Below are 18,274 nucleotides of genomic sequence, written 5' to 3'. Positions count from 1 at the left end.
CGTGCTTGCGTGAAGCAGGAATCACAGCCCGTTATCGAGGAAAGCGCGCAGTTCCGGCGTCTGCGGCGAATCGAGCATGCTGCCGTCGCCGACTTCCCAGACCCGCCCCTGATGCATGTAGATAATGCGGTCCGCCACGCGCTTGGCAAAAGCCATCTCATGCGTGACCAGCAGCATGGTCATGCCGTCCGCGGCAAGATCCTCCATGACGCGAAGGACTTCGCCGGTGAGTTGCGGATCCAGCGCCGATGTCACTTCGTCGAACAGCATCACCTTCGGCGACATCGCCAGCGAGCGCGCAATCGCGACTCGCTGCTGCTGTCCACCGGACAGCTGCTCAGGATATGCGTCTGCCTTCTGTCCGAGTCCAACCTGCTCCAGCACATTCAACGCAATGCGCCGTGCCTCGTCGCGCGACATTTTCTTCACGTGGCGCAACGCAAGCATGATGTTCTCTTCCACCGTCAGATGCGGAAAGAGGTTATAGCTCTGGAACACGATACCCACTTCACGGCGCAAGTGATGAAGGTCCACCTTGGGGTCGTCGACGCGGATGCCGCAGACCTCGATCTGACCTTGATCGACGGTCTCCAGCCGGTCGATGCATCGCAACGCCGTGCTCTTGCCCGAGCCGCTCGCGCCGATCACGGCAATCATCTCGCCCTTGTTGACCTCGAACGACACGCCCTTGAGCACATGATTGGAGCCGAAGCTCTTGTGAATATCGTCGACCTTAACGATTGCTGACATTGAGCTTGTTCTCCATCGATTGGCTCCAGCGCGAAAGCGGATAACACAGGACGAAATAAAACGCGCCTACCACGCCGAAGATGAGGAATGGCTGGAAGATCGAGTTGTTGATGATCTGGCCCGCGCGCGTCAGTTCGATGAAGCCGATTACCGAAGCAAGCGATGTCATCTTGATGAGCTGCACGAGGAAACCGACCGTGGGCGGCAATGCGAGGCGCATGGCCTGCGGAATGATCACGAGCCGCAATGTCTGCCAGCGCGACAGCGACAGGCATTCCGAGGCTTCCCATTGCGGCTTGGGCATCGCCTCGATGCAGCCGCGCCAGATATCGCCGAGATACGCGCTCGAATACACCATCAGGGCAAGGCCCGCTGCGAACAGCGCGGGCACCTGATAGCCATACACGGACAGGCCGAAATACACGATGAACAGCAGGATCAGCAGCGGGATGCCCTGAATGGCTTCGATATAAACGAGCGCGACGCGCGACACCCATGCGCGCGGCGAGATGCGCGCGAGCATCACGACGAAGCCGCCGATGCCGCCCAGCACGAACGCGAGCAGCGACAACACCACGGTCCAGCCGATCGATTGCACCAGGTAGGCCAGGTGCGCAGCCGTGAATCCGCCGCTCATGCCGCGCCCCCGGGTATGACCGTATCGATCCGTTGCGGATCGGGCGGCGCCTTGCCGGCCCTCTTCGCCGCCAGACGGATCGCGCGGCGACGCTTGAACAGATGCTCGCCGACCTGCCACGCGATCAGCTTGATGATCAGCGAGAGCACGAGATACAGGCCCGCGACCACGATGTAGGTTTCGAGCGAACGGAAGGTATCGGACTGCACGGTGTTGGCGACGGCCGTGAGTTCTTCCGCGGAGATCTGCGATGCAATGGCGGACGCCTGCATCATCAGCAGGAACTGGCTCGTCAGCGCCGGATAAACCTTTTCGATCGACGGCTGCAACATCACATGCCAGCCGATGCGCCATTTCGGCAAGCCCAGGCATTCCGCCGCCTCGATCTGTCCACGCGGCACGGATTCCAGACCCGCCCGAATGATTTCGGCTGCATAGGCGCCGATGTTGATCGTCATCGCAAGCGCAGCGGCCGCGAAGGTCGGCATGCGCAAGCCGATGCTCGCCAGTCCGAAATAGAGCAGAAAGATCTGCACGAGGAACGGCGTGTTTCGCACCGCCTCGATATAGATGATGCAGAGGCGCGTCAGCACAGGTACGCGGGCGCGCTTCGCGAATGCCACGAACATCCCCACGATCAAGCCGAAGAAGACCGCGACGCACGTCATCTTGAGCGTGAGCCACGCCCCTAGCAGGAACGTCGGCCAATAAGGCCATAGGGGTGAAAAATCGAGTGAAAACATGGAGGCGATGTCTCTGTCAGGTTGGCGCTCTACACGCTATGACGGCTTTCACGCCGCTGATTCGATCCTGCACTGGATGTATGACGACATACTACGATTCGTGATAATGAATCTTGCATGCATTAAACCGGATCGAACGGTCCGATAGTCGTGAAGGCGCCGCCCTGAAGGACCGCGACGGGATCGGTCGGAAGGGGCGGCGGTGTGGCTTCGATCTTTGCGCGGAACGGTTCCGACGAGTCACGAGGCACGAAGCCGAGATTCGCTGCGCAGCGGTTGTCCCACCACGTGTGCGCATTGGCGGACATGCCGAAGGCAATCGTGTGGCCGACATCGGGCGTGAAGAGACTGCGGCGCAACAGGTCGTGAAAATCGTCCTGGCTCATCCAGCTCGCCATCATGCGGCGATCCTTGGGCTCCGGAAAAACCGAACCGATGCGGATGCTCACGGTCTCGATGCCGTAGCGGTCGAAGTACAACTGCGCCATGTCCTCGCCGAAGGACTTTGACAGTCCGTAGTAGCCATCGGGACGCTTGCGTGCCGTCGCATCGATGATCTCGTCCTGGCGGTAGAAACCCGTGACGTGATTCGAACTGGCGAACACGATGCGCTTCACGCCCTGTCGGCGCGCTGCCTCGTAGAGATTGAACACGCCCTTGATGTTCGCTTCGAGCACTTCCTCGAACGGACGCTCCACCGATACGCCGCCCAGATGGATGACGGCTTCGCACCCGCTTGCCAGCGTGTCAACGGCCTCACGGTCCGCAAGGTCGCAAGGCACGATTTCCTCGTGCAGCGCAGCCTCGCTGACGAGTACGCCAGGAAGGTCGGAAATGCGCACGTGGTGCGCAAATTCGGCAACCCGATGCCTGATATCCTGCCCGATACCTCCAGCGGCGCCGGTGAGCAGCAGTCTTTCGAAGCGAGCCGAGTGCTCGCGTGACGAAGCTTTATTTCGTTGTTCCATCGAATCATGTCTCCTGCGAGATTCGGCTAGGGATTACCCTGCACGCATCTTCTTGTACGTTGTCATATCACCGCATGACGCATATCATCATTTGCCAACCGATTTGTCAATGTGTGTAAAACCCATTCCAACGAGAACGCCGTGACGCAATCGCCCGATCCTCACAATCACGCGGATTCCCTTTCTTCCGTGCATGCATCGTCGACTGCTCCGAACAGCGCTTCAGGCACGCGCCGAAGCCTCACGCTGCGCATGGTGGACGCCGTGCGCGCACAGATCGATGCGAGCGAACTGAAGGCCGGCGCCCGCCTTCCTACCGAGGCAGAAATGGTGCAGCACTACGGCGTGAGCCGCACCGTGGTACGCGAAGCGCTGTCGCGCCTGCAAGCGGAAGGACTCGTGGAAACGCGCCATGGCATCGGCACGTTCATCTGCGAATCGGCCGCACCGCCGCTGCTGCAGATCGATCCCGCCGATGTCCCCGGCTCTCTCGACGCTCTGGCCATCCTCGAATTGCGCATCAGCCTCGAAACCGAGAGCGCAGGACTCGCGGCCCTGCGATGCGATGCCGCACGCGTGAAGGCCATGCGCGCCGCACTCGTCGATTTCGCGAGGAACGTCGACCGACAAGCCGATACCGTCGCACCGGACCTGCGATTCCACATGGAAATCGCACAGGCGACCGGCAACCGCTATTTCGTGGAGATCATGGCGCATCTGGGCGCGCGAATGATTCCGCGCACGCGCCTTACCGCAACGCCTGTCGCGCCCGAACGCCACGCTGAATACCTGACACGGGTGAATCGGGAACACGAACAGATCGCCGATGCAATCGAACGCGGCGACGCTGACTCCGCCCGCACGGCGATGCGTCTTCATCTGATCAACAGCCGGGAACGCCTGCGCCGCGCGCAGACATCGACCGATTGAATCCATGATGCAAGATTAAAAATGCAAAGGGACCGCGTTCTTTCCGCGGTCCCTTGTCTTTCGCAACACCCGCACTCACGCTCGCTCAGCGCGCAAGCTTGGGCTCCGCATCGTTGACGTCGTGGGCGCCCGAGATGGTCTCCAGCGCCGAGTCATGGTGCAGCAGCAGAACCGCCGCCACGCCGACCATGCCTGCCCCCGCGAGACACAGCAGCCCCGCGCCGAAACCGCCCGTGCTGTCCTTGATCCAGCCCATTGCGTAAGGACCGAAGAACCCGGCGAGATTGCCGAGCGAGTTGATTGCGGCGATGCCACCGGCAGCCGCAGCGCCCGACAGGAACGATGCAGGCAAGGTCCAGATCACCGGCAGGCAGCCGAAGATGCCGAAGCCCGCAATCGACAGCGCGATCATCTTCAAGACCGGATCGTCGAGTCCGGCCGAGACAGCGATGCCGCCGGCCGCGACCATCAACGCAATCGCCACATGCCAGCGACGCTCGAGCTTGCGGTCCGAATGACGTCCCCACAAGACCATGCTGACGACACCGACCGCGTAAGGCAGCGACGTCACGAAGCCCGTCTGCAGATTGGTGAGGCCGAACGCCTTGACGATCTGGGGCAGGAAAAAACTCAGGCCATAGTTGGTGGCATTGGCGCCGAAGTAGATCAGCGCGATCGCCAGCACGCGGGGATTGAAGATCGCTTCCTTGACGCTGAACGCATGCACCGATTCGCGATGCGCGCGCTCGTGCGCCTGACGGTCGACCAGCCATTTGCGCTCGTCATCTGCGAGCCAGTGCGCATCCTTGGGCTTGTCGGTGAGGTAGAAATACACGACGAATGCAAGCAGGAGCGCCGGAATGGCCTCGATCAAATAAAGCCACTGCCAGCCTTGCATCCCGCCCATACCGTCCATCTGCAATAGCGCACCGGAAATCGGGCCGCCGATCACGGTCGAGAGCGGAATCGCCGCCATGAAATAGCCGACCACGCGCCCCCGGTACTTGGCCGGAAACCACAGCGTCAGCAGAAAGATGATGCCGGGGAAGAAGCCCGCTTCGGCGATGCCAAGCAGGATCCGCAAGCCGTAGAACACGTAGGCGTTGGACAGACCCGTAACTTGCGCGATGTGCGGTATGTATGCCATCGCGGCGGCGAGGATGCCCCAGGTGAACATGATTCGCGCAATCCAGCGGCGCGCGCCGAATCGTTCAAGCAGCAGGTTCGACGGAACCTCGAAAAAGAAATACGCGATGAAGAAAATACCGGCGCCGAACCCGAACATGCTCGCAGTGAAGCCGAGCGCCTTGTTCATTTGCAATGCTGCAAAGCCGACGTTGACGCGGTCCAGATAAGCTATGAAGTAACACAAAATCAGGAACGGCACGAGGCGAACCATCACGCGCTTCATGGTGCGAGTTTCAAGGTCCATCTATGTCTCCTCCGGATAGAAGAATCGCTGGATCGCGGGTACTCGGGATACCTGCGGAGCCTACTCTTTACGGAGGAACTTCAGCATTGGTGTTTAGCCTTGGTATCGGTTCCGGAGACCGGCTGGCAACCGGAACGGCATGCGCCAATCCGGTGCCGGAACGCCTTGCATCCCAGCATTTGCGACGCCATATATCGAAGAAAATGTGAACAGATCGTTCCGCTTCGTACCCGTCATGCGACCGGTAACATTCCGGCGTATTCCGGTTCCGGTAATCCTTGCACGCCTGCGTTCAGCGCGAACACATGACCGTCGTCGTCAGTCGCGTTCGTTGACGGGCGGATCGTCGTGACGAAAAGCGTCGAGAGGTCGCTGCCGCCGAACGCGCACATGGAGGGCTTGCTGGCCGGCAACGCGATTTCGCGGTCGAGTCGGCCTTGCGGCGTGAAGCGCAGCAGGCGCGCGGCATCGTTCGCGCATGTCCAGTAACAACCGTCCGCATCGACCGCTGCGCCGTCCGGACGTCCCGTGTGATGATGCAGGTCGGCAAACACACGTCGTGCGCCGGGCGTGCCGCTGTCCACGTCGAAGTCGAATGCCCAGATCAGGCGACGTTGCGGATGAGAGTCCGACAGATACATGGTCTTGCCGTCGGGCGACCAGGCCAATCCGTTCTGCGTGATCAAACCCTCGACAAGCGGGTCCGACAGCACGCCATGTCCATCGAAGCGGTATAGCGCGCCGGCCGCACTCGCGAGCGACATGTCCTGCACCATCGTGCCCGCCCAGAAACGGCCCTGCCTGTCACAGCGGCCGTCGTTGAAACGCATGCCTGGTGCGGCGAACGAGGGCGCGGCGAGCCTCGCGGCGCAGGCATCACCGTCGTCATGCAGTGCCACGGCAAAAATGCCGCTCTCCATGCCGGCGACGATCCGTCCGGCGGCATCGAATGCGATACATGCGACCTGTTCAGCGAAGGTCCATTCGGAGCGCTGTCCGCTCTCGAGCACGAGTCGGACGATGCGCCGTGCCGGAATGTCGACCCAGTACAGCGCGCCCTCTTTCGCGCGCCAGACCGGGCATTCGCCGACCGTCGCGGCGCCCGCCGGGTCGAGACGCTCCACGCGCTCGGCGCTGCTCATCGCTTGCGCTCCATCGGCTCGCCGATGACAAACTGCCCGCCCTGGAAGCGTTGGGCGGGATCGTCGTAATCGGCGGTCGGCGCCTTCGGCGGGAACAGTTCGTTGAACTGCGTCGAGCTGTCTTGCGGATTGAATCCCAGGAAACCGGCTTTCGAGTTGTCCCACCACTTCACCGGATTGTCAGATGCCCCGTACACGATCGTATGTCCCACGCGATTAGTGAACAGCGAGCAGCGCACGAGTTCGATGAAGTCGCGATAGCTCAGGTAAGTGACCAGCATGCGCGGGTTCTTCGGTTCCTCGAACGACGAACCGATGCGCAGGCAGACGGTCTCGATGCCGAAGCGATCGAAGTAATAGCGCGACAGCGACTCGCCGAAGCACTTCGTCACACCGTAGAGACTGTCGGGCCGCTGCGGCGAGTCGGCGTCGAGCACGTCGGTCACGGAATGAAAGCCGATCGCATGATTCGAACTCGCAAACACCACCCGCTTCACGCCATGGCGACGCGCCGCTTCGTAGATGTTGTAGGTACCGCGAATGTTTGCTTCGATCAGGTCATCGAACGGGGCGTCGATGGAGATACCGCCCAGGTGCACGATCGCATCCACGCCTTCGACAAGCTGCATCACCTTGGCAATGTCAGCGAGATCGACGGCGCTTGTCTCTTCATGACGTCCGGCATCGTCGAGCGGCGCAATGTCCGAGAGCCTTACCACGTCCGCCCACTGCGAGAGTGCACCGCGCAGCTGTCGGCCCAGGTTGCCGGCTGCGCCGGTAAGAAGCAGACGCTTGAACGGTTTGCCCGCTGCCGTTGGCTGATTCATCGAAACTCCTTGGAGATACGTTGCACTGCGTTGAAAGCAAAAAGGAAGAAAACGTTTTCGGCGTCGACGGCGCAGTCTGCGGAAGAGCTGGAAAGGTTTTGAATGCATAACACATCATCCAAAATGCAGATCCGTTTTCCGAGTTTCCCTATTTTCTGCGACAATTCGTCAATTCCGCGAAAACGTTACCCTCCGAATGAAAAAAAATTCCTCAACCATTCGCGACGTTGCTGCCGCAGCGGGCGTATCCGTCGCGACAGTTTCCAAATACATCAACGGCGCGCAACGATTTTCGGCGCCCGTTGAAGCGCGGCTCAAGGAGGCGATCGAGACGCTCGGATATCGTTCGAATCCGCTGGCGCGCTCGATGATCACCGGCAAGACCCGCACCATCGGACTCACCATCCTGGACATCAGCAATCCGCACTTCACTCACGTCGTCAAGGGCGCCAACCGCATCGCGCTGCGTCATGACTACACGCTGCTGCTCGTCGACATCGACGAGAACCAGGCGCGTGAGCGTCCCCTCATCGAAGCGCTCGCGCAACGCGTGGACGGCTTGCTCGTCAGTTCGCGCCTGCCCGACGAAGAGGCGCACTGGATGCTCGAACTCGACAAACCGGTCGTGCTTCTGCGCAATGCCGAGCTGCCGATTCCGAGCGTCGGCATCAACAGCCGCCTTGCCACCTACATGCTGACGCGTCACTTGCTCGACCTGGGGCATCGGCGTATCGCTTACCTCGGCTTCGAGCATGCGCGCATCAACGATGAGCGCATCCGCGGAGCTCGCGATTGCCTTGCCGAAGCGGGCCTCGAACTCGATGTCTATGAAGCCCATGCACCGACTTCCATCGCGGGCGAACAGGCGTGCTCGCGCGTGATGCTTGGACCGAAGCGGCCGCAGGCGGTGATCTGCTACAACGACCTGATCGCGCTCGGCTTCATGAAGGAAGCCGCGACACTCGGCATACGGGTGCCGCATGACGTTTCCGTCACCGGCATCGACAACGTCCCGTACGGCGCTTATGCCGCGCCCGGCCTCACTACAGTGGACATTCAAAGCGAGAAGATGGGCGAACTCGCCATGCAGAAACTCATCGACGCGCTCGCCGGACATCCCGATCCGGGCAATTCCATGTTCGAACCGCGGCTTATCGTGCGTGAATCCACGGCTGCCGCGACCTGATGCACGCATGATGCACGGCGCGCGGCCTGCGCGCCGGTCTTGCGCAAACTCAACCGGCAAGCTTCGCCGGCGTCATCTTCGGCGTCAGTACATGCATGATTGCGAATGCAATCAAATAAGCCGACGCACCGATCGCAAACAGCACCCAGTAGTGACCCGTGCGCTGCAATACCTGACCGATCACTTCCGAGAACAGCACGCCGCCGATCGAACCAGCCATGCCGCCGATACCGACCACCGCACCCACCGCGCGGCGCGGGAACAGGTCCGATGCGGTCGTGAACAGATTCGCCGACCAGCCCTGGTGCGCCGCCGCCGCGAGACCGACGATCGCCACCGCGACCCACAGGTTCTCCGCCTGCGAGACGAACGCGATGGGCAGTACCGCGCAGGCGCAGATCAGCATCGCAGTCTTGCGCGCCGCGTTCACGGTCCAGCCCGAGCGCAGCAGCGCCGACGAGATCCAGCCGCCGCCGATACTGCCCACCGTGGTGATCGCATAGATCACGACGAGCGGCAGGCCGATGTGCTGCATGTCCATGCCACGCGATTCATTGAGCCACTTCGGCAGCCAGAACAGATAGAACCACCACACCGGGTCCGTCAGGAACTTGCCGACGATGAACGCCCACGTTTCGCGCTTCCTGATGAGTTCCTTGAAGCCCGGTGCGCCGGCCTTCGCATGGGCGGCGTCGGCGATCTTCGCCTCGTCGCCTTCATCGGCGAGTTCGTCGTCGTGCGCGCTGCCGTCCGGCTGGCGATACATCACGAACCACACGACGAGCCACACGAGGCCGACGGCGCCCACCAGCACGAACGCCGCGCGCCAGCCGAAAGCCACCGCCAGAGCCGGAATGAGCGCGGGCGCAAAGACCGCGCCGATGTTTGCACCTGAATTAAAAATGCCAGTGGCGAGTGCACGCTCGCGACGCGGAAACCACTCGGCGGTGGTCTTGATCGCGGCCGGGAAATTACCGCCTTCGCCGATGCCGAGCAGTGCGCGAACCATCGCGAAGCCCATCACCGACCCGACGGCTGCGTGCAGCATCGCCGCGATACTCCAGATGAACATCGCAGCCGCATAGGAGATGCGTGTGCCGAGCCAGTCGACGATCCGCCCGAAACACAGCAGGCCGATGGCATAAAACGCCGAGAACGCAATGACGATGCGGCCGTACTGCACCTGCGTCCAGCCGATGTCGTGCTGAAGCATTGGCGCCAGCAGACCGAGGATCTGCCGGTCCATGTAGTTGATGACCGTGGCGAAGAAGAGCAGCGCGCACACGGTCCAGCGATAACGGCTGGCGGTTCGTACGACGCCGGCAACGACAGTGTTCATGAAGAGTCTCCGGACGCGGCGGCGCTCGTCGTGCCGCGTTCTTTGTTGCATGGATTGGGCGACGAGCGCCGCGGGCGGATCCATCCGGAGGCACCAGACGGTCACCCATACAGCCGTTTTGGAAAACGTTTTATCAAGAATAGTCGTTTTGAACCGGAGTGACCATCCTGGTGTTTGCCCTAGGTCGCACAACAGCACGGCCTCACAGGCATTCTGGCGGGATCCGAGCAAGCCTCAACCGAAAAGTTAATCGTTTTCTACGATTTTTCCCAGAAGCGAACGGTTTTATGCATCAGGTGTTTTGTATTCCAACCGCGTCTACGCGCGCCTGTAAGATCGAGCCCCATTCATCCATCGCAACGCATCGCGCGCGTCATGCCTTCTCGTCTCACGGGGTTCATCTATCTGCTTGTCACCGCCATCGGCTGGGCGCTCAACTGGCCGGCCATGAAGGTTCTGCTGCGCGAATGGCCGCCGCTCTTCTCCCGCGGCGTCGCGGGCGTGACGGCCGCCGTCCTGCTGAGCCTTATCGCGGTCTTTGCCGGGGAAAACCTTCGCGTGCCGCGCGCATGTGTTCCGCGCCTGCTCCTCGCATCCGCGATCAACGTGTTCGCCTGGATGGGTTTCGCCACGCTGTCGATGAAATGGCTATCCGTGAGCGAAGGCGCGTTGCTCGTCTACACCATGCCGATCTGGGCCATGCTGCTCGCGTGGCCCATGTCGAAGCGCAAGCCCTCCTTCGCCGGATTTTGCGCCCTCGCTCTGGGCCTGGCCGGCGTGATCGTCCTGCTTTCGGGGCACGGATTTTTGTTCGATGGCGGCAAGCTCGCCGGCATCGCCTTTGCGCTGGCGGCGGCAGTGTTGTTCGCGCTTGGCACGGTCATCACGCATGGACCCATGCCCGTCGCGCCGATCACGCTGGTCGCCTGGCAAGTCGGCATCGGCTGCGTGCCGATGGTCCTGCTCGGCGCGATGATCGAGCATCCTTCGTTCGCGGCGCTCAAGTTCGATGGCTGGGCCGTCATGGTCTACATGAGCCTCGTACCGATGGGCGCGTGCTATCTGGCGTGGTTTGCCACCCTGCGCCGGCTGCCCGCCGAGGTCGCCGCCATCGGCATGCTGCTCGTGCCGGTCATGGGCATCGTCGCCGCGGCCGTCACGCTGGGCGAGCCGCTCGGCGCACGCGAAGCCATGGCGATGGCACTGACGCTCTCGGGCGTCGCGCTCGCGATGCGTCAGCGCCGCTAGCACATTGCGGTGTCCTGCCCCAAGCGAAAAATTAAAGACGCACGCGCCGGCTGCCGATAAGGACCACTACTACATATAACGTTCAACCACTGCCCATGTTTCGAACTCGTCTGGCCCGCATGAACGTCGGGACCCAGTTTGCCGTGCTCGCCTGCGCGCTCACGGCGATCGCCATTGCTTTCTTTACCCTCGCTGTCACGAAGCGCGCCGGAGAACAGGTGGACACGCATGCGCTGGCGCGTGTCGAGAGCGAGAACCGGTCCATTGCCACAATGATCGGCCTCTATGACAAGGCCGTGAGCGCCGAAGTCTCGCGCTTCATGACCTTGTTCGCGCATCGCCTGCCGTCTTCGTTCACGCTCGACCCCGCGCATACGGTCGAGATCGCCGGCACGTCGACACCAACCATGCTGGCCGGCGACAAGCCCCTCAACAACGACTTCACGATTCCCGATGCGTTTCTCGCGGACAGCGGCGCCATCGCGACGATCTTCGCCCGCACCGGCGACGACTTCGTCCGCGTCACGACGTCGCTGAAGAAGCAGGACGGCACGCGCGCCATCGGCACGCTGCTCGACCGCAAGGGCCCGGCCTATGCGCCGATCCTCTCCGGCAAGCCGTATATCGGCATCGCGGCGCTGTTCGGCAAGCAATACATCACCGAGTACAAGCCGGTCGTGGACACGTCCGGCCGCGTGATCGGCGCGCTGTTCGTAGGCGTCGACGTCACCGCGGAGTTCGCCGCGCTGCAGGACACCATCGCGAAGCTGGCGATCGGCGCGAGCGGCTATCACTTCGTCGTCGATGCATCGAATGGCGCGAATCGCGGCAAGCTGCTGGTGCATCCCGGAGCGCAAGGCCAGAGCATGGACGAACGCGTCGCGCCCTTCGCGCACATGCTCGATACACGCGAAGGCAAGCTCGTGTTCGAAGGCGCCGACATTCCCGGCGCCGATCCGCGCGTGCATGGCGGCACCAAGGAGATCGTCTACATGAGCGTGCCGCAATGGCAATGGATGATCGGCGGCATTGCCTATCGCGACGAACTGCTCGCGGACGTGGATCACAGCCGCAATGTGTTCCTTGCCATCGGGCTCATCGTCGTCGTGATGCTGGTCGCCGTGCTGCTCTATGCGGTCGCGCGGCTCGTCGGGCATCCCATCGACAAGATCACGCGCGCTTCCGAACGCATCGCCGCTGGTGATCTCACGGTCCGCATCGACAGTGCGCGCGAAGACGATATCGGCCGCCTGATGCGCGCCATCGACGGCATCGCGCGCGGTCTCGCCGGCATCGTCGTGCAGGTGCGCCATGCGTCGGCCGGCATGAACGAAGGAACCGGCCGGATTGCTTCGGACAGCAGCGACATTGCCACGCGCATCGCCACGCAGGCCGCGAGCGTCGAGGAAACGGCCGCGAGCATGGAGCAATTCACGTCCACCGTGCGGCAGAACGCCGCCAACACCGCGCAAGCTGGCGAGCTGGTGTCGTCGGCATCGGATGCGGCGCGCGCCGGGGGCGACGCCGTTGCGCGCGTGGTGCAGACCATGGGCGATATCGATGCATCGGCGCGTCGCATCGCCGACATCACCGCGACCATCGAAGGCATCGCGTTCCAGACCAACATCCTGGCGCTCAATGCCGCGGTCGAGGCCGCGCGCGCAGGCGAGCATGGCAAGGGCTTCGCGGTGGTCGCCGCCGAAGTGCGCGTGCTCGCGCAACGCAGCGCGGGCGCCGTGAAGGAAATCGAAGCGCTCATCGCCGAGTCGGCCGCGCGGGTCTCGCACGGCTATCGCATCGCCGAGGAAGCGAGCAGCACGATGAACGGCATTCTCGAACGCGTGGCGCGCGTCAACGCCATCGTCGGCGAGATCGACGTGGCCTCGCGTGAGCAGGCGAGCGGCATCGAGCAGGTCAACAGCGCGGTCATGTTGATCGGCGAAGCGACGCAGCAGAATGCGACGCTCGTCGGCAATGCCGAACACTCCGCCGCCGAACTGCGCGATCAGGCGGGGCAACTCGAAGAAGCAGTCAGCCGCTTCCGCGTCTGACGCGCCGCTTCAAAGCAGTGCCTTCAACCGGAAGCCTGCATCGCTGAGCACATCCGCGGACGGTGACAGACCGCGCTCCACGAGCATGCGCGCAAGCTTCATGTCTTTCGCGATGACGTGAGCCGGGCCGAATCCGCTTACGCCCACGAGCCGGTTCGCCGCGTCGAAATGAAAGTCCATCGAAGCCGACTCTCCCGGCGCGCGCCGCACCGTGCGCGTGCCGAGCAACGGCTCGCCCGCCACCTGCAACTGATGGTCGTACTGATCGGACCAGAACCACGGCACATCGTCATGAGCGGCCTGCGCGCCGAGCATGTTCCGGGCAGCTGTGCGCGCCTGGGTTTCGGCGTTGTGCCAGGTTTCCTGACGGATGGGCGCGCCCGTGAAGCGGCTTGGATGGATCGCGATATCGCCTGCCGCGAAGATGCCCGGCGCCGACGTTTCCAGTTGCGCATTCACGATGACGCCGCGATTCACGACAAGACCGGCGTCCCGCGCCAGGTTCGTCCGCGGGTTCGATACCGATGCCGACGATCACGATGTCCGCATCGATTGAACGCGCGTCCGACAGCAGGACGCGCAGCACGCCTTGTGATGTGCGAGCGATCTCGACCGGTGCAACGCCCACGTGTATCGCGACACCATTGCGCTCGTGCAGACGCTGCACGCTGTACGCGATGCCTTCGGGCACTGCGCGTCCAAGCAGCCGCGCCGCCCCTTCGATCACGCTGACCTCACAACCCCGCATGCGTGCCGACGCCGCCACCTCCAGCCCGATGAACCCGCCACCGACGATCAGCACGCGCGCTCCGCTGACGAGACGCGGCGCGATGCACAAGGCATCGTCGAGGGTGCGCAGCGTCATGACGCCGTCGAGCTGCGCGCCGGGGATAGAGAGCTTGCGTACATGTCCTCCGGCAGCCAGCAGCAAGGCTTCATACGCGATGCGGCTGCCATCGGCGAGCATCACTTCACGCGAACCCGGCACGATGCCGCGGACGCTGGCCACCTTGTGCTCGATCCGGTCCGCCTCCCATGCATCGCGGCTGCGCAGCGCACACTGCAACACATCGCCCTCGCCGGTCAGCACTTGCTTGGACAAAGGCGGCCGCTCATAAGGCAGATGCGGCTCCGCGCCGATCATCACGATGCGCCCGCGCCATCCGAACTCACGCAGCGCAGCGGCGGCACGCCCGCCGGCATGCCCCGCACCGACGATCACCATCGCCCGGGCATCGTGCTGGTCGGTCATGGCATCAGATCTCGATGAAGATGCGACCGCCCTCGACCTTCGCCGGATAGGTCCTGAGCTTTTCACATACTGGCGCGCACAGGGGCCGGCCATCGCGGATATCGAAACGGCCGTTGTGCTTCGGGCATTCGATCACATGATCCATGACGAAGCCGTCGCTCAGATGAACCTGTTCATGCGTACACAGGCCCTCGCTTGCATAGACGGCGTCGTTCACGCGATAGATCGCGAACGTGCGCGTGTCATGGTCGAAGCGCATGACATCCTCGTCTTCTATGTCGTCCAGCGCGGCTGCATCGATCCATTGCGTCATGTTCTTGTCTCCTTCGGGGCTCAGGGCTGCGTGGCGGCCGGCACGGGCCGCTCGACGTGATACGACGGATCGCGCGTCTGCCGCATCAGCGCTGGAATGATCTCGGCATAGGCCGCGAGCGAACTCGGATAAGGCGGCGGCATGTCGTCCTTGACGGCATCGTGAAGACGCGGCAGCGCGTGATAAGGGACCATCGGAAACATATGGTGCTCGACGTGATAGTTCATGTTCAGGTAAAGAAACCTGAAGACCGGATTCATCATCACGGTGCGGCAGTTCTTGCGATGATCGAGCACGTTCTCGGGCATGCCCGCATGCTGCGTGAGACCGAAGTAGAGATAGAGCCACGCGCCATACAGGCTCGGCAAACCGACGTAAAGCAACGGCAGGATCGAGCGGAATATGAAGCACGACGCAATCACCGCGATGTAGATGCTCAGATGAATGCGTGCTTCCCGGATCACCTTCGGCCATTCTGATTCGGGTACGAAGGTCTTTTCTTCCTCGCCGATGTCGCCGAACGCCGCCGAGATCATCTTCGGTACCTCCGCCGCCGCGTGCTTCAGCGCGAAGACGTTCAGCGCGAGGCTCAGCCAGTCGGTGGGCAGCGGCACGGCAATCTCGCGGTCGCGGCCTACCACCAGGGTGTCGGTGTGGTGTCGCGCATGACTCCAGCGCCAGATGGTGGGCCGACGGAACACCTGGAACGATGCCATCTGATACAGCACCTGATTCATCCATGCCGTCCTGAATGCAGTGCCGTGACCGCTCTCATGCCAGCGCGAATCCGCGGGGCTGCAATACAGCGTGCCATACAGGAAGAACGCGGGAATCGCCCATGGCGAATGCGCGCGCCAGGCGAACCATGCAAGCACGCCGCTCGCGACGATGGCCGCATACCACAGCAGCGTGTCGCGTATCGCACGAGCATCGCTTCGCTGCATCAGGCCTTTCATCACCGGCCTCGGAACGGCGCATTTGTACCACTCCGCATTCACGAGACCGGCCAGCTTCGCCCGCTCTCCGTCTCCATCGATCAGCCGGTATGCGCGATGCCGCTCATGCTCGCCCGTCTCCCCGGGCTGCCGCGATTCCATCATGTCACCTCAAGCTTTGATTGGATTCACATCATGGGTTCTTGTTGGAATCGATAATAGGAGCGACGTTTCCCGCACGCAATATGCGCGCGCATTTGCTATCTTTAAGCATCATTGCGCACGTTTGAAACCCATCATTTACATCAATCGATGAGCAAGCGTCCCACACTTCAGTCAGTGGCCGAAGCGGCCGGCGTGAGTCCGGCAACCGTCGATCGCGTGTTCAACGGGCGTCTGAGCGTCCGCGATGGCACCGCGCTACGCGTCATCGAAGCCGCCGAACGCATCGGCTATCACGGCGCCGGATTGATGCGGGAGCGCTTGCGCGCGCAGCGCGGCGAACGCCGCGAGCGCCACACACTGGGCTTCTGTCTTCAGAAACGCGCTGATCCGTTCTATCAGAGCTTTGCGCGCATCCTCACCGACGCCGCCGCGCGACACGAACCCGAGGACTGCAAGGCCGTCATCGAATACATGGACGAACTCGATCCGGCTTCGATCGCCCGCACGCTGCTTGCACTGGGCGATAGCGCGGACGCGCTCGGTGTCGTGGCTGTCGATCATCCGCATGTGACAGCCGCGATCGAAACCCTGCACGCGCAAGGCAAGCCCACGGTTACGCTGTTATCGGACTTGAGCGCGCCATTGCGCGCCGGCTACATCGGCGTCGATCCGCGCAAGAGCGGACGCACCGCCGCATGGGCCGTGAGCCGGCTGGCCCATCGCAACGAAGGGACGGTGGGCGTGTTCGTCGGCACACCGCGTTATCTGGGACAGGAAAGCTGCGAGATCAGTTTTCGTTCCTATCTGCGCGAACATGCACCAGGATTGCGCGTGCTGGACACGCAGATCAACCTCGAAGACAAGCAACTCGCCTACGAAGCTACCCTGGCGATGCTCGCGCGCCATGCCGATCTCGCCGGCCTTTACATTCCCGGCGGCGGTGTGGGCGGCGTGATTCGCGCGCTGCGTGAAGAGGCTTCGGAGCGACGCATCGTCACCGTGTGCAGCGATCTGATGCCGGACCGCTACGAAGCGCTTGTGGAAGGCGTCATCGATCTGGTGATCGACACGCCGCTGCAACGCATTGCCGAAACAGCCGTGCAGGCCATGTTACGCGCCTTGCAGGCACTCCCCGGCGAGTCCGCACTGGCGAGTCAGTATCCGTTGCCCGCGCAGCTCTACACGCCGGAGAACGTCTGAGAAGGCGGCTAAGCTTGCACTCATTCTGCGCGCCTAACCTGCTTCGTGAGTTCCCACACGATCAAGGAGACGCTCATGAAAATGCCTCTTGCGGCCCTGCTGGCTGTCGCCATGGCAGTGCCCGCGCTCACTTATGCGCAAACCGAAACGCCCGCCTCGTCAGGCTTGCTGCACGATGGCCCTTTGCATCAATCAAAAGTCATCTATGCTGTTACGCAGCACATGCATGAACCGGGCTCCGGTGTCAGCCCTCGTCAGGACGCATGGCTGACCCAGCCTTCAGAGCAAGCACTCGGACAGTCGCTCTACAAGCATCGTTGAAACCTGGCTTTCATTCATTTTCCTTTCATTGCAGCCATTCAGATCAAGAAGCAGAAGCAGATATGCAGTGGCATTACGCTTGCTAAAGCCTCTCGACTGCTTCTGCTGTAACGAACTGCATGATTGTCCAGCCCGCATCACATCTGGACGTGATCAGCATATTTTTCAGCGCCCTGCGGCGCGATCGGAGTTGTCATGAAAAATATGCCTGCGCTTGCTATACGTGCTTGCAAAATGAAACGGTTTGTCACTAATCAGAGGGTTTGATGTCACTCCCATGTGGCGGACCGCACGGAGCAGGCAAACTTGAGCCCGGAGCATAGTAAGGGTTATCACTGAAGTGACACCGCAAGATTCAAGAAGGGTAACGGATGCACGCGCAATGCAATAAGTACGCGTAGTGCGTGAACGATTTCGTATTGTTGTCTTCAAAGAGGCAGGACTTCGATGACTGGTTTGACCAGTCGCGCAATCTGGTCTTTTTTGAGCGGCTAACATGCAGGCCACGCAATCAGCCTGATCTGTCAGGGAGTTCCGCATAGAACAGGCACGGTAACTCGGTGACAACGGGAATGGCGTCAGTGAAGTGAAAAAACGCTGGGGAACCCGCCCCTTACAACGTGCTATATGGCGTTGGCTCGATTGACATGTGCGTCACGCCGGGGCTTCCGGGGCCGGCCGAATGACGCGACATGCACCAACAATAAGCGTCGACAGACCGATCATGCGGCTTGCTTGTCGTAAGTCCTGCGTGACTGGCTGCGCCGCATCGGCATTCCGAATGGCTCTCCCCGCCGTTACACGGTGAACGAGCCCGCCGTTACTGACAGACCAC

At 62.0% G+C, this 18,274-nt stretch carries 15 protein-coding genes and 2 pseudogenes; 6 read left to right on the top strand and 11 right to left on the bottom strand.

What is annotated here, in order from left to right; genetic code table 11:
• Positions 1-21 precede the first annotated feature (21 nt).
• From QCE64_RS22855 to QCE64_RS22840, 4 genes are all read right to left on the bottom strand, one after another.
• A complete protein-coding gene (locus tag QCE64_RS22855) occupies positions 22-750 on the bottom strand; it encodes an amino acid ABC transporter ATP-binding protein (RefSeq protein ID WP_309923850.1) in 729 nt (242 codons plus the stop codon).
• Positions 734-1,387 carry an amino acid ABC transporter permease gene (locus QCE64_RS22850; RefSeq protein WP_309923848.1) on the bottom strand — a complete coding sequence of 218 codons (654 nt, stop codon included), beginning with the start codon at positions 1,385-1,387 and terminating at the stop codon, positions 734-736. Before QCE64_RS22850 ends, QCE64_RS22855 begins: the two co-directional genes overlap by 17 nt.
• A complete protein-coding gene (locus QCE64_RS22845; protein ID WP_310006406.1) occupies positions 1,384-2,130 on the bottom strand; it encodes an amino acid ABC transporter permease in 747 nt (248 codons plus the stop codon). The genes QCE64_RS22850 and QCE64_RS22845 overlap by 4 nt, the downstream gene beginning before the upstream one ends.
• 122 nt (positions 2,131-2,252) lie before the next feature.
• Positions 2,253-3,098: an NAD(P)-dependent oxidoreductase gene (locus QCE64_RS22840; protein WP_310006404.1), complete on the bottom strand. Its 846-nt coding sequence runs from the start codon at positions 3,096-3,098 to the stop codon at positions 2,253-2,255.
• Positions 3,099-3,239: 141 nt separating this feature from the next.
• Between QCE64_RS22840 and QCE64_RS22835 the strand changes: the two genes are divergently transcribed.
• On the top strand, positions 3,240-4,028 hold the full coding sequence (locus QCE64_RS22835) for a FadR/GntR family transcriptional regulator (protein WP_310006402.1): 789 nt from the start codon (positions 3,240-3,242) through the stop codon (positions 4,026-4,028).
• Between the two features lie 85 nt (positions 4,029-4,113).
• Here the strand turns inward: QCE64_RS22835 and QCE64_RS22830 are convergent, their stop codons facing one another.
• The 3 genes from QCE64_RS22830 to QCE64_RS22820 all read right to left on the bottom strand — a co-directional run bounded on the left by QCE64_RS22830 (position 4,114) and on the right by QCE64_RS22820 (position 7,429).
• A complete protein-coding gene (locus QCE64_RS22830) occupies positions 4,114-5,460 on the bottom strand; it encodes an MFS transporter (protein ID WP_310006399.1) in 1,347 nt (448 codons plus the stop codon).
• Between the two features lie 233 nt (positions 5,461-5,693).
• A complete protein-coding gene (locus QCE64_RS22825) occupies positions 5,694-6,602 on the bottom strand; it encodes an SMP-30/gluconolactonase/LRE family protein (RefSeq protein ID WP_310006397.1) in 909 nt (302 codons plus the stop codon).
• Positions 6,599-7,429, bottom strand: a complete 831-nt coding sequence (locus tag QCE64_RS22820; protein WP_309923836.1) for an NAD(P)-dependent oxidoreductase — start codon at positions 7,427-7,429, stop codon at positions 6,599-6,601. Before QCE64_RS22820 ends, QCE64_RS22825 begins: the two co-directional genes overlap by 4 nt.
• Positions 7,430-7,604: 175 nt before the next feature.
• Between QCE64_RS22820 and QCE64_RS22815 the strand changes: the two are divergent.
• Positions 7,605-8,615: pseudogene (locus QCE64_RS22815) on the top strand (LacI family DNA-binding transcriptional regulator); the annotation flags it as partial.
• 49 nt (positions 8,616-8,664) lie between these two features.
• On the opposite strand, the gene QCE64_RS22810 reads toward QCE64_RS22815, so the two are convergent.
• Positions 8,665-9,954 carry an MFS transporter gene (locus tag QCE64_RS22810; RefSeq protein WP_309923833.1) on the bottom strand — a complete coding sequence of 430 codons (1,290 nt, stop codon included), beginning with the start codon at positions 9,952-9,954 and terminating at the stop codon, positions 8,665-8,667.
• A gap of 375 nt (positions 9,955-10,329) precedes the next feature.
• On the opposite strand from QCE64_RS22810, the gene QCE64_RS22805 reads away from it, so the two are divergent.
• Entirely contained in the window at positions 10,330-11,202 is an 873-nt protein-coding gene (locus QCE64_RS22805) for a DMT family transporter (protein ID WP_310006395.1), read from the top strand.
• Between the two features lie 95 nt (positions 11,203-11,297).
• Complete coding sequence (locus QCE64_RS22800; protein ID WP_309933423.1) at positions 11,298-13,253, top strand: Cache 3/Cache 2 fusion domain-containing protein; 1,956 nt, start codon at positions 11,298-11,300, stop codon at positions 13,251-13,253.
• Positions 13,254-13,262: 9 nt separating this feature from the next.
• On the opposite strand, the pseudogene QCE64_RS22795 reads toward QCE64_RS22800, so the two are convergent.
• The 3 genes and pseudogenes from QCE64_RS22795 to QCE64_RS22785 form a co-directional block, all read right to left on the bottom strand.
• Positions 13,263-14,505: pseudogene (locus QCE64_RS22795) on the bottom strand (NAD(P)/FAD-dependent oxidoreductase).
• 4 nt (positions 14,506-14,509) lie between these two features.
• Positions 14,510-14,818 carry a non-heme iron oxygenase ferredoxin subunit gene (locus QCE64_RS22790; protein ID WP_310006393.1) on the bottom strand — a complete coding sequence of 103 codons (309 nt, stop codon included), beginning with the start codon at positions 14,816-14,818 and terminating at the stop codon, positions 14,510-14,512.
• Between the two features lie 20 nt (positions 14,819-14,838).
• Entirely contained in the window at positions 14,839-15,918 is a 1,080-nt protein-coding gene (locus QCE64_RS22785; RefSeq protein WP_310006391.1) for a fatty acid desaturase family protein, read from the bottom strand.
• 147 nt (positions 15,919-16,065) lie between these two features.
• On the opposite strand from QCE64_RS22785, the gene QCE64_RS22780 reads away from it, so the two are divergent.
• Both QCE64_RS22780 and QCE64_RS22775 read left to right on the top strand, forming a co-directional pair.
• Positions 16,066-17,118, top strand: coding sequence for a LacI family DNA-binding transcriptional regulator (locus QCE64_RS22780; RefSeq protein ID WP_309923823.1), 1,053 nt, complete (start codon positions 16,066-16,068; stop codon positions 17,116-17,118).
• 75 nt (positions 17,119-17,193) lie between these two features.
• On the top strand, positions 17,194-17,439 hold the full coding sequence (locus tag QCE64_RS22775) for a hypothetical protein (RefSeq protein WP_309923820.1): 246 nt from the start codon (positions 17,194-17,196) through the stop codon (positions 17,437-17,439).
• The last annotated feature ends 835 nt before the right edge of the window (positions 17,440-18,274 follow it).

The sequence above is a fragment of the Caballeronia sp. LZ043 genome, from assembly GCF_031451075.1.
Taxonomy (GTDB): Bacteria; Pseudomonadota; Gammaproteobacteria; order Burkholderiales; family Burkholderiaceae; genus Caballeronia.
This window is presented reverse-complemented; position numbering and strand designations above follow the sequence as displayed.

Excerpts from the sequence above, each read along its gene's own strand:
- QCE64_RS22855 (WP_309923850.1), bottom strand. The coding sequence starts at position 750 with ATGTCAGCAATCGTTAAGGTCGACGATATTCACAAGAGCTTCGGCTCC.
- QCE64_RS22850 (WP_309923848.1), bottom strand. The coding sequence starts at position 1,387 with ATGAGCGGCGGATTCACGGCTGCGCACCTGGCCTACCTGGTGCAATCG.
- QCE64_RS22845 (WP_310006406.1), bottom strand. The coding sequence starts at position 2,130 with ATGTTTTCACTCGATTTTTCACCCCTATGGCCTTATTGGCCGACGTTC.
- QCE64_RS22840 (WP_310006404.1), bottom strand. The coding sequence starts at position 3,098 with ATGGAACAACGAAATAAAGCTTCGTCACGCGAGCACTCGGCTCGCTTC.
- QCE64_RS22830 (WP_310006399.1), bottom strand. The coding sequence starts at position 5,460 with ATGGACCTTGAAACTCGCACCATGAAGCGCGTGATGGTTCGCCTCGTG.
- QCE64_RS22825 (WP_310006397.1), bottom strand. The coding sequence starts at position 6,602 with ATGAGCAGCGCCGAGCGCGTGGAGCGTCTCGACCCGGCGGGCGCCGCG.
- QCE64_RS22820 (WP_309923836.1), bottom strand. The coding sequence starts at position 7,429 with ATGAATCAGCCAACGGCAGCGGGCAAACCGTTCAAGCGTCTGCTTCTT.
- QCE64_RS22810 (WP_309923833.1), bottom strand. The coding sequence starts at position 9,954 with ATGAACACTGTCGTTGCCGGCGTCGTACGAACCGCCAGCCGTTATCGC.
- QCE64_RS22805 (WP_310006395.1), top strand. The coding sequence starts at position 10,330 with ATGCCTTCTCGTCTCACGGGGTTCATCTATCTGCTTGTCACCGCCATC.
- QCE64_RS22800 (WP_309933423.1), top strand. The coding sequence starts at position 11,298 with ATGTTTCGAACTCGTCTGGCCCGCATGAACGTCGGGACCCAGTTTGCC.
- QCE64_RS22790 (WP_310006393.1), bottom strand. The coding sequence starts at position 14,818 with ATGACGCAATGGATCGATGCAGCCGCGCTGGACGACATAGAAGACGAG.
- QCE64_RS22785 (WP_310006391.1), bottom strand. The coding sequence starts at position 15,918 with ATGATGGAATCGCGGCAGCCCGGGGAGACGGGCGAGCATGAGCGGCAT.
- QCE64_RS22780 (WP_309923823.1), top strand. The coding sequence starts at position 16,066 with ATGAGCAAGCGTCCCACACTTCAGTCAGTGGCCGAAGCGGCCGGCGTG.
- QCE64_RS22775 (WP_309923820.1), top strand. The coding sequence starts at position 17,194 with ATGAAAATGCCTCTTGCGGCCCTGCTGGCTGTCGCCATGGCAGTGCCC.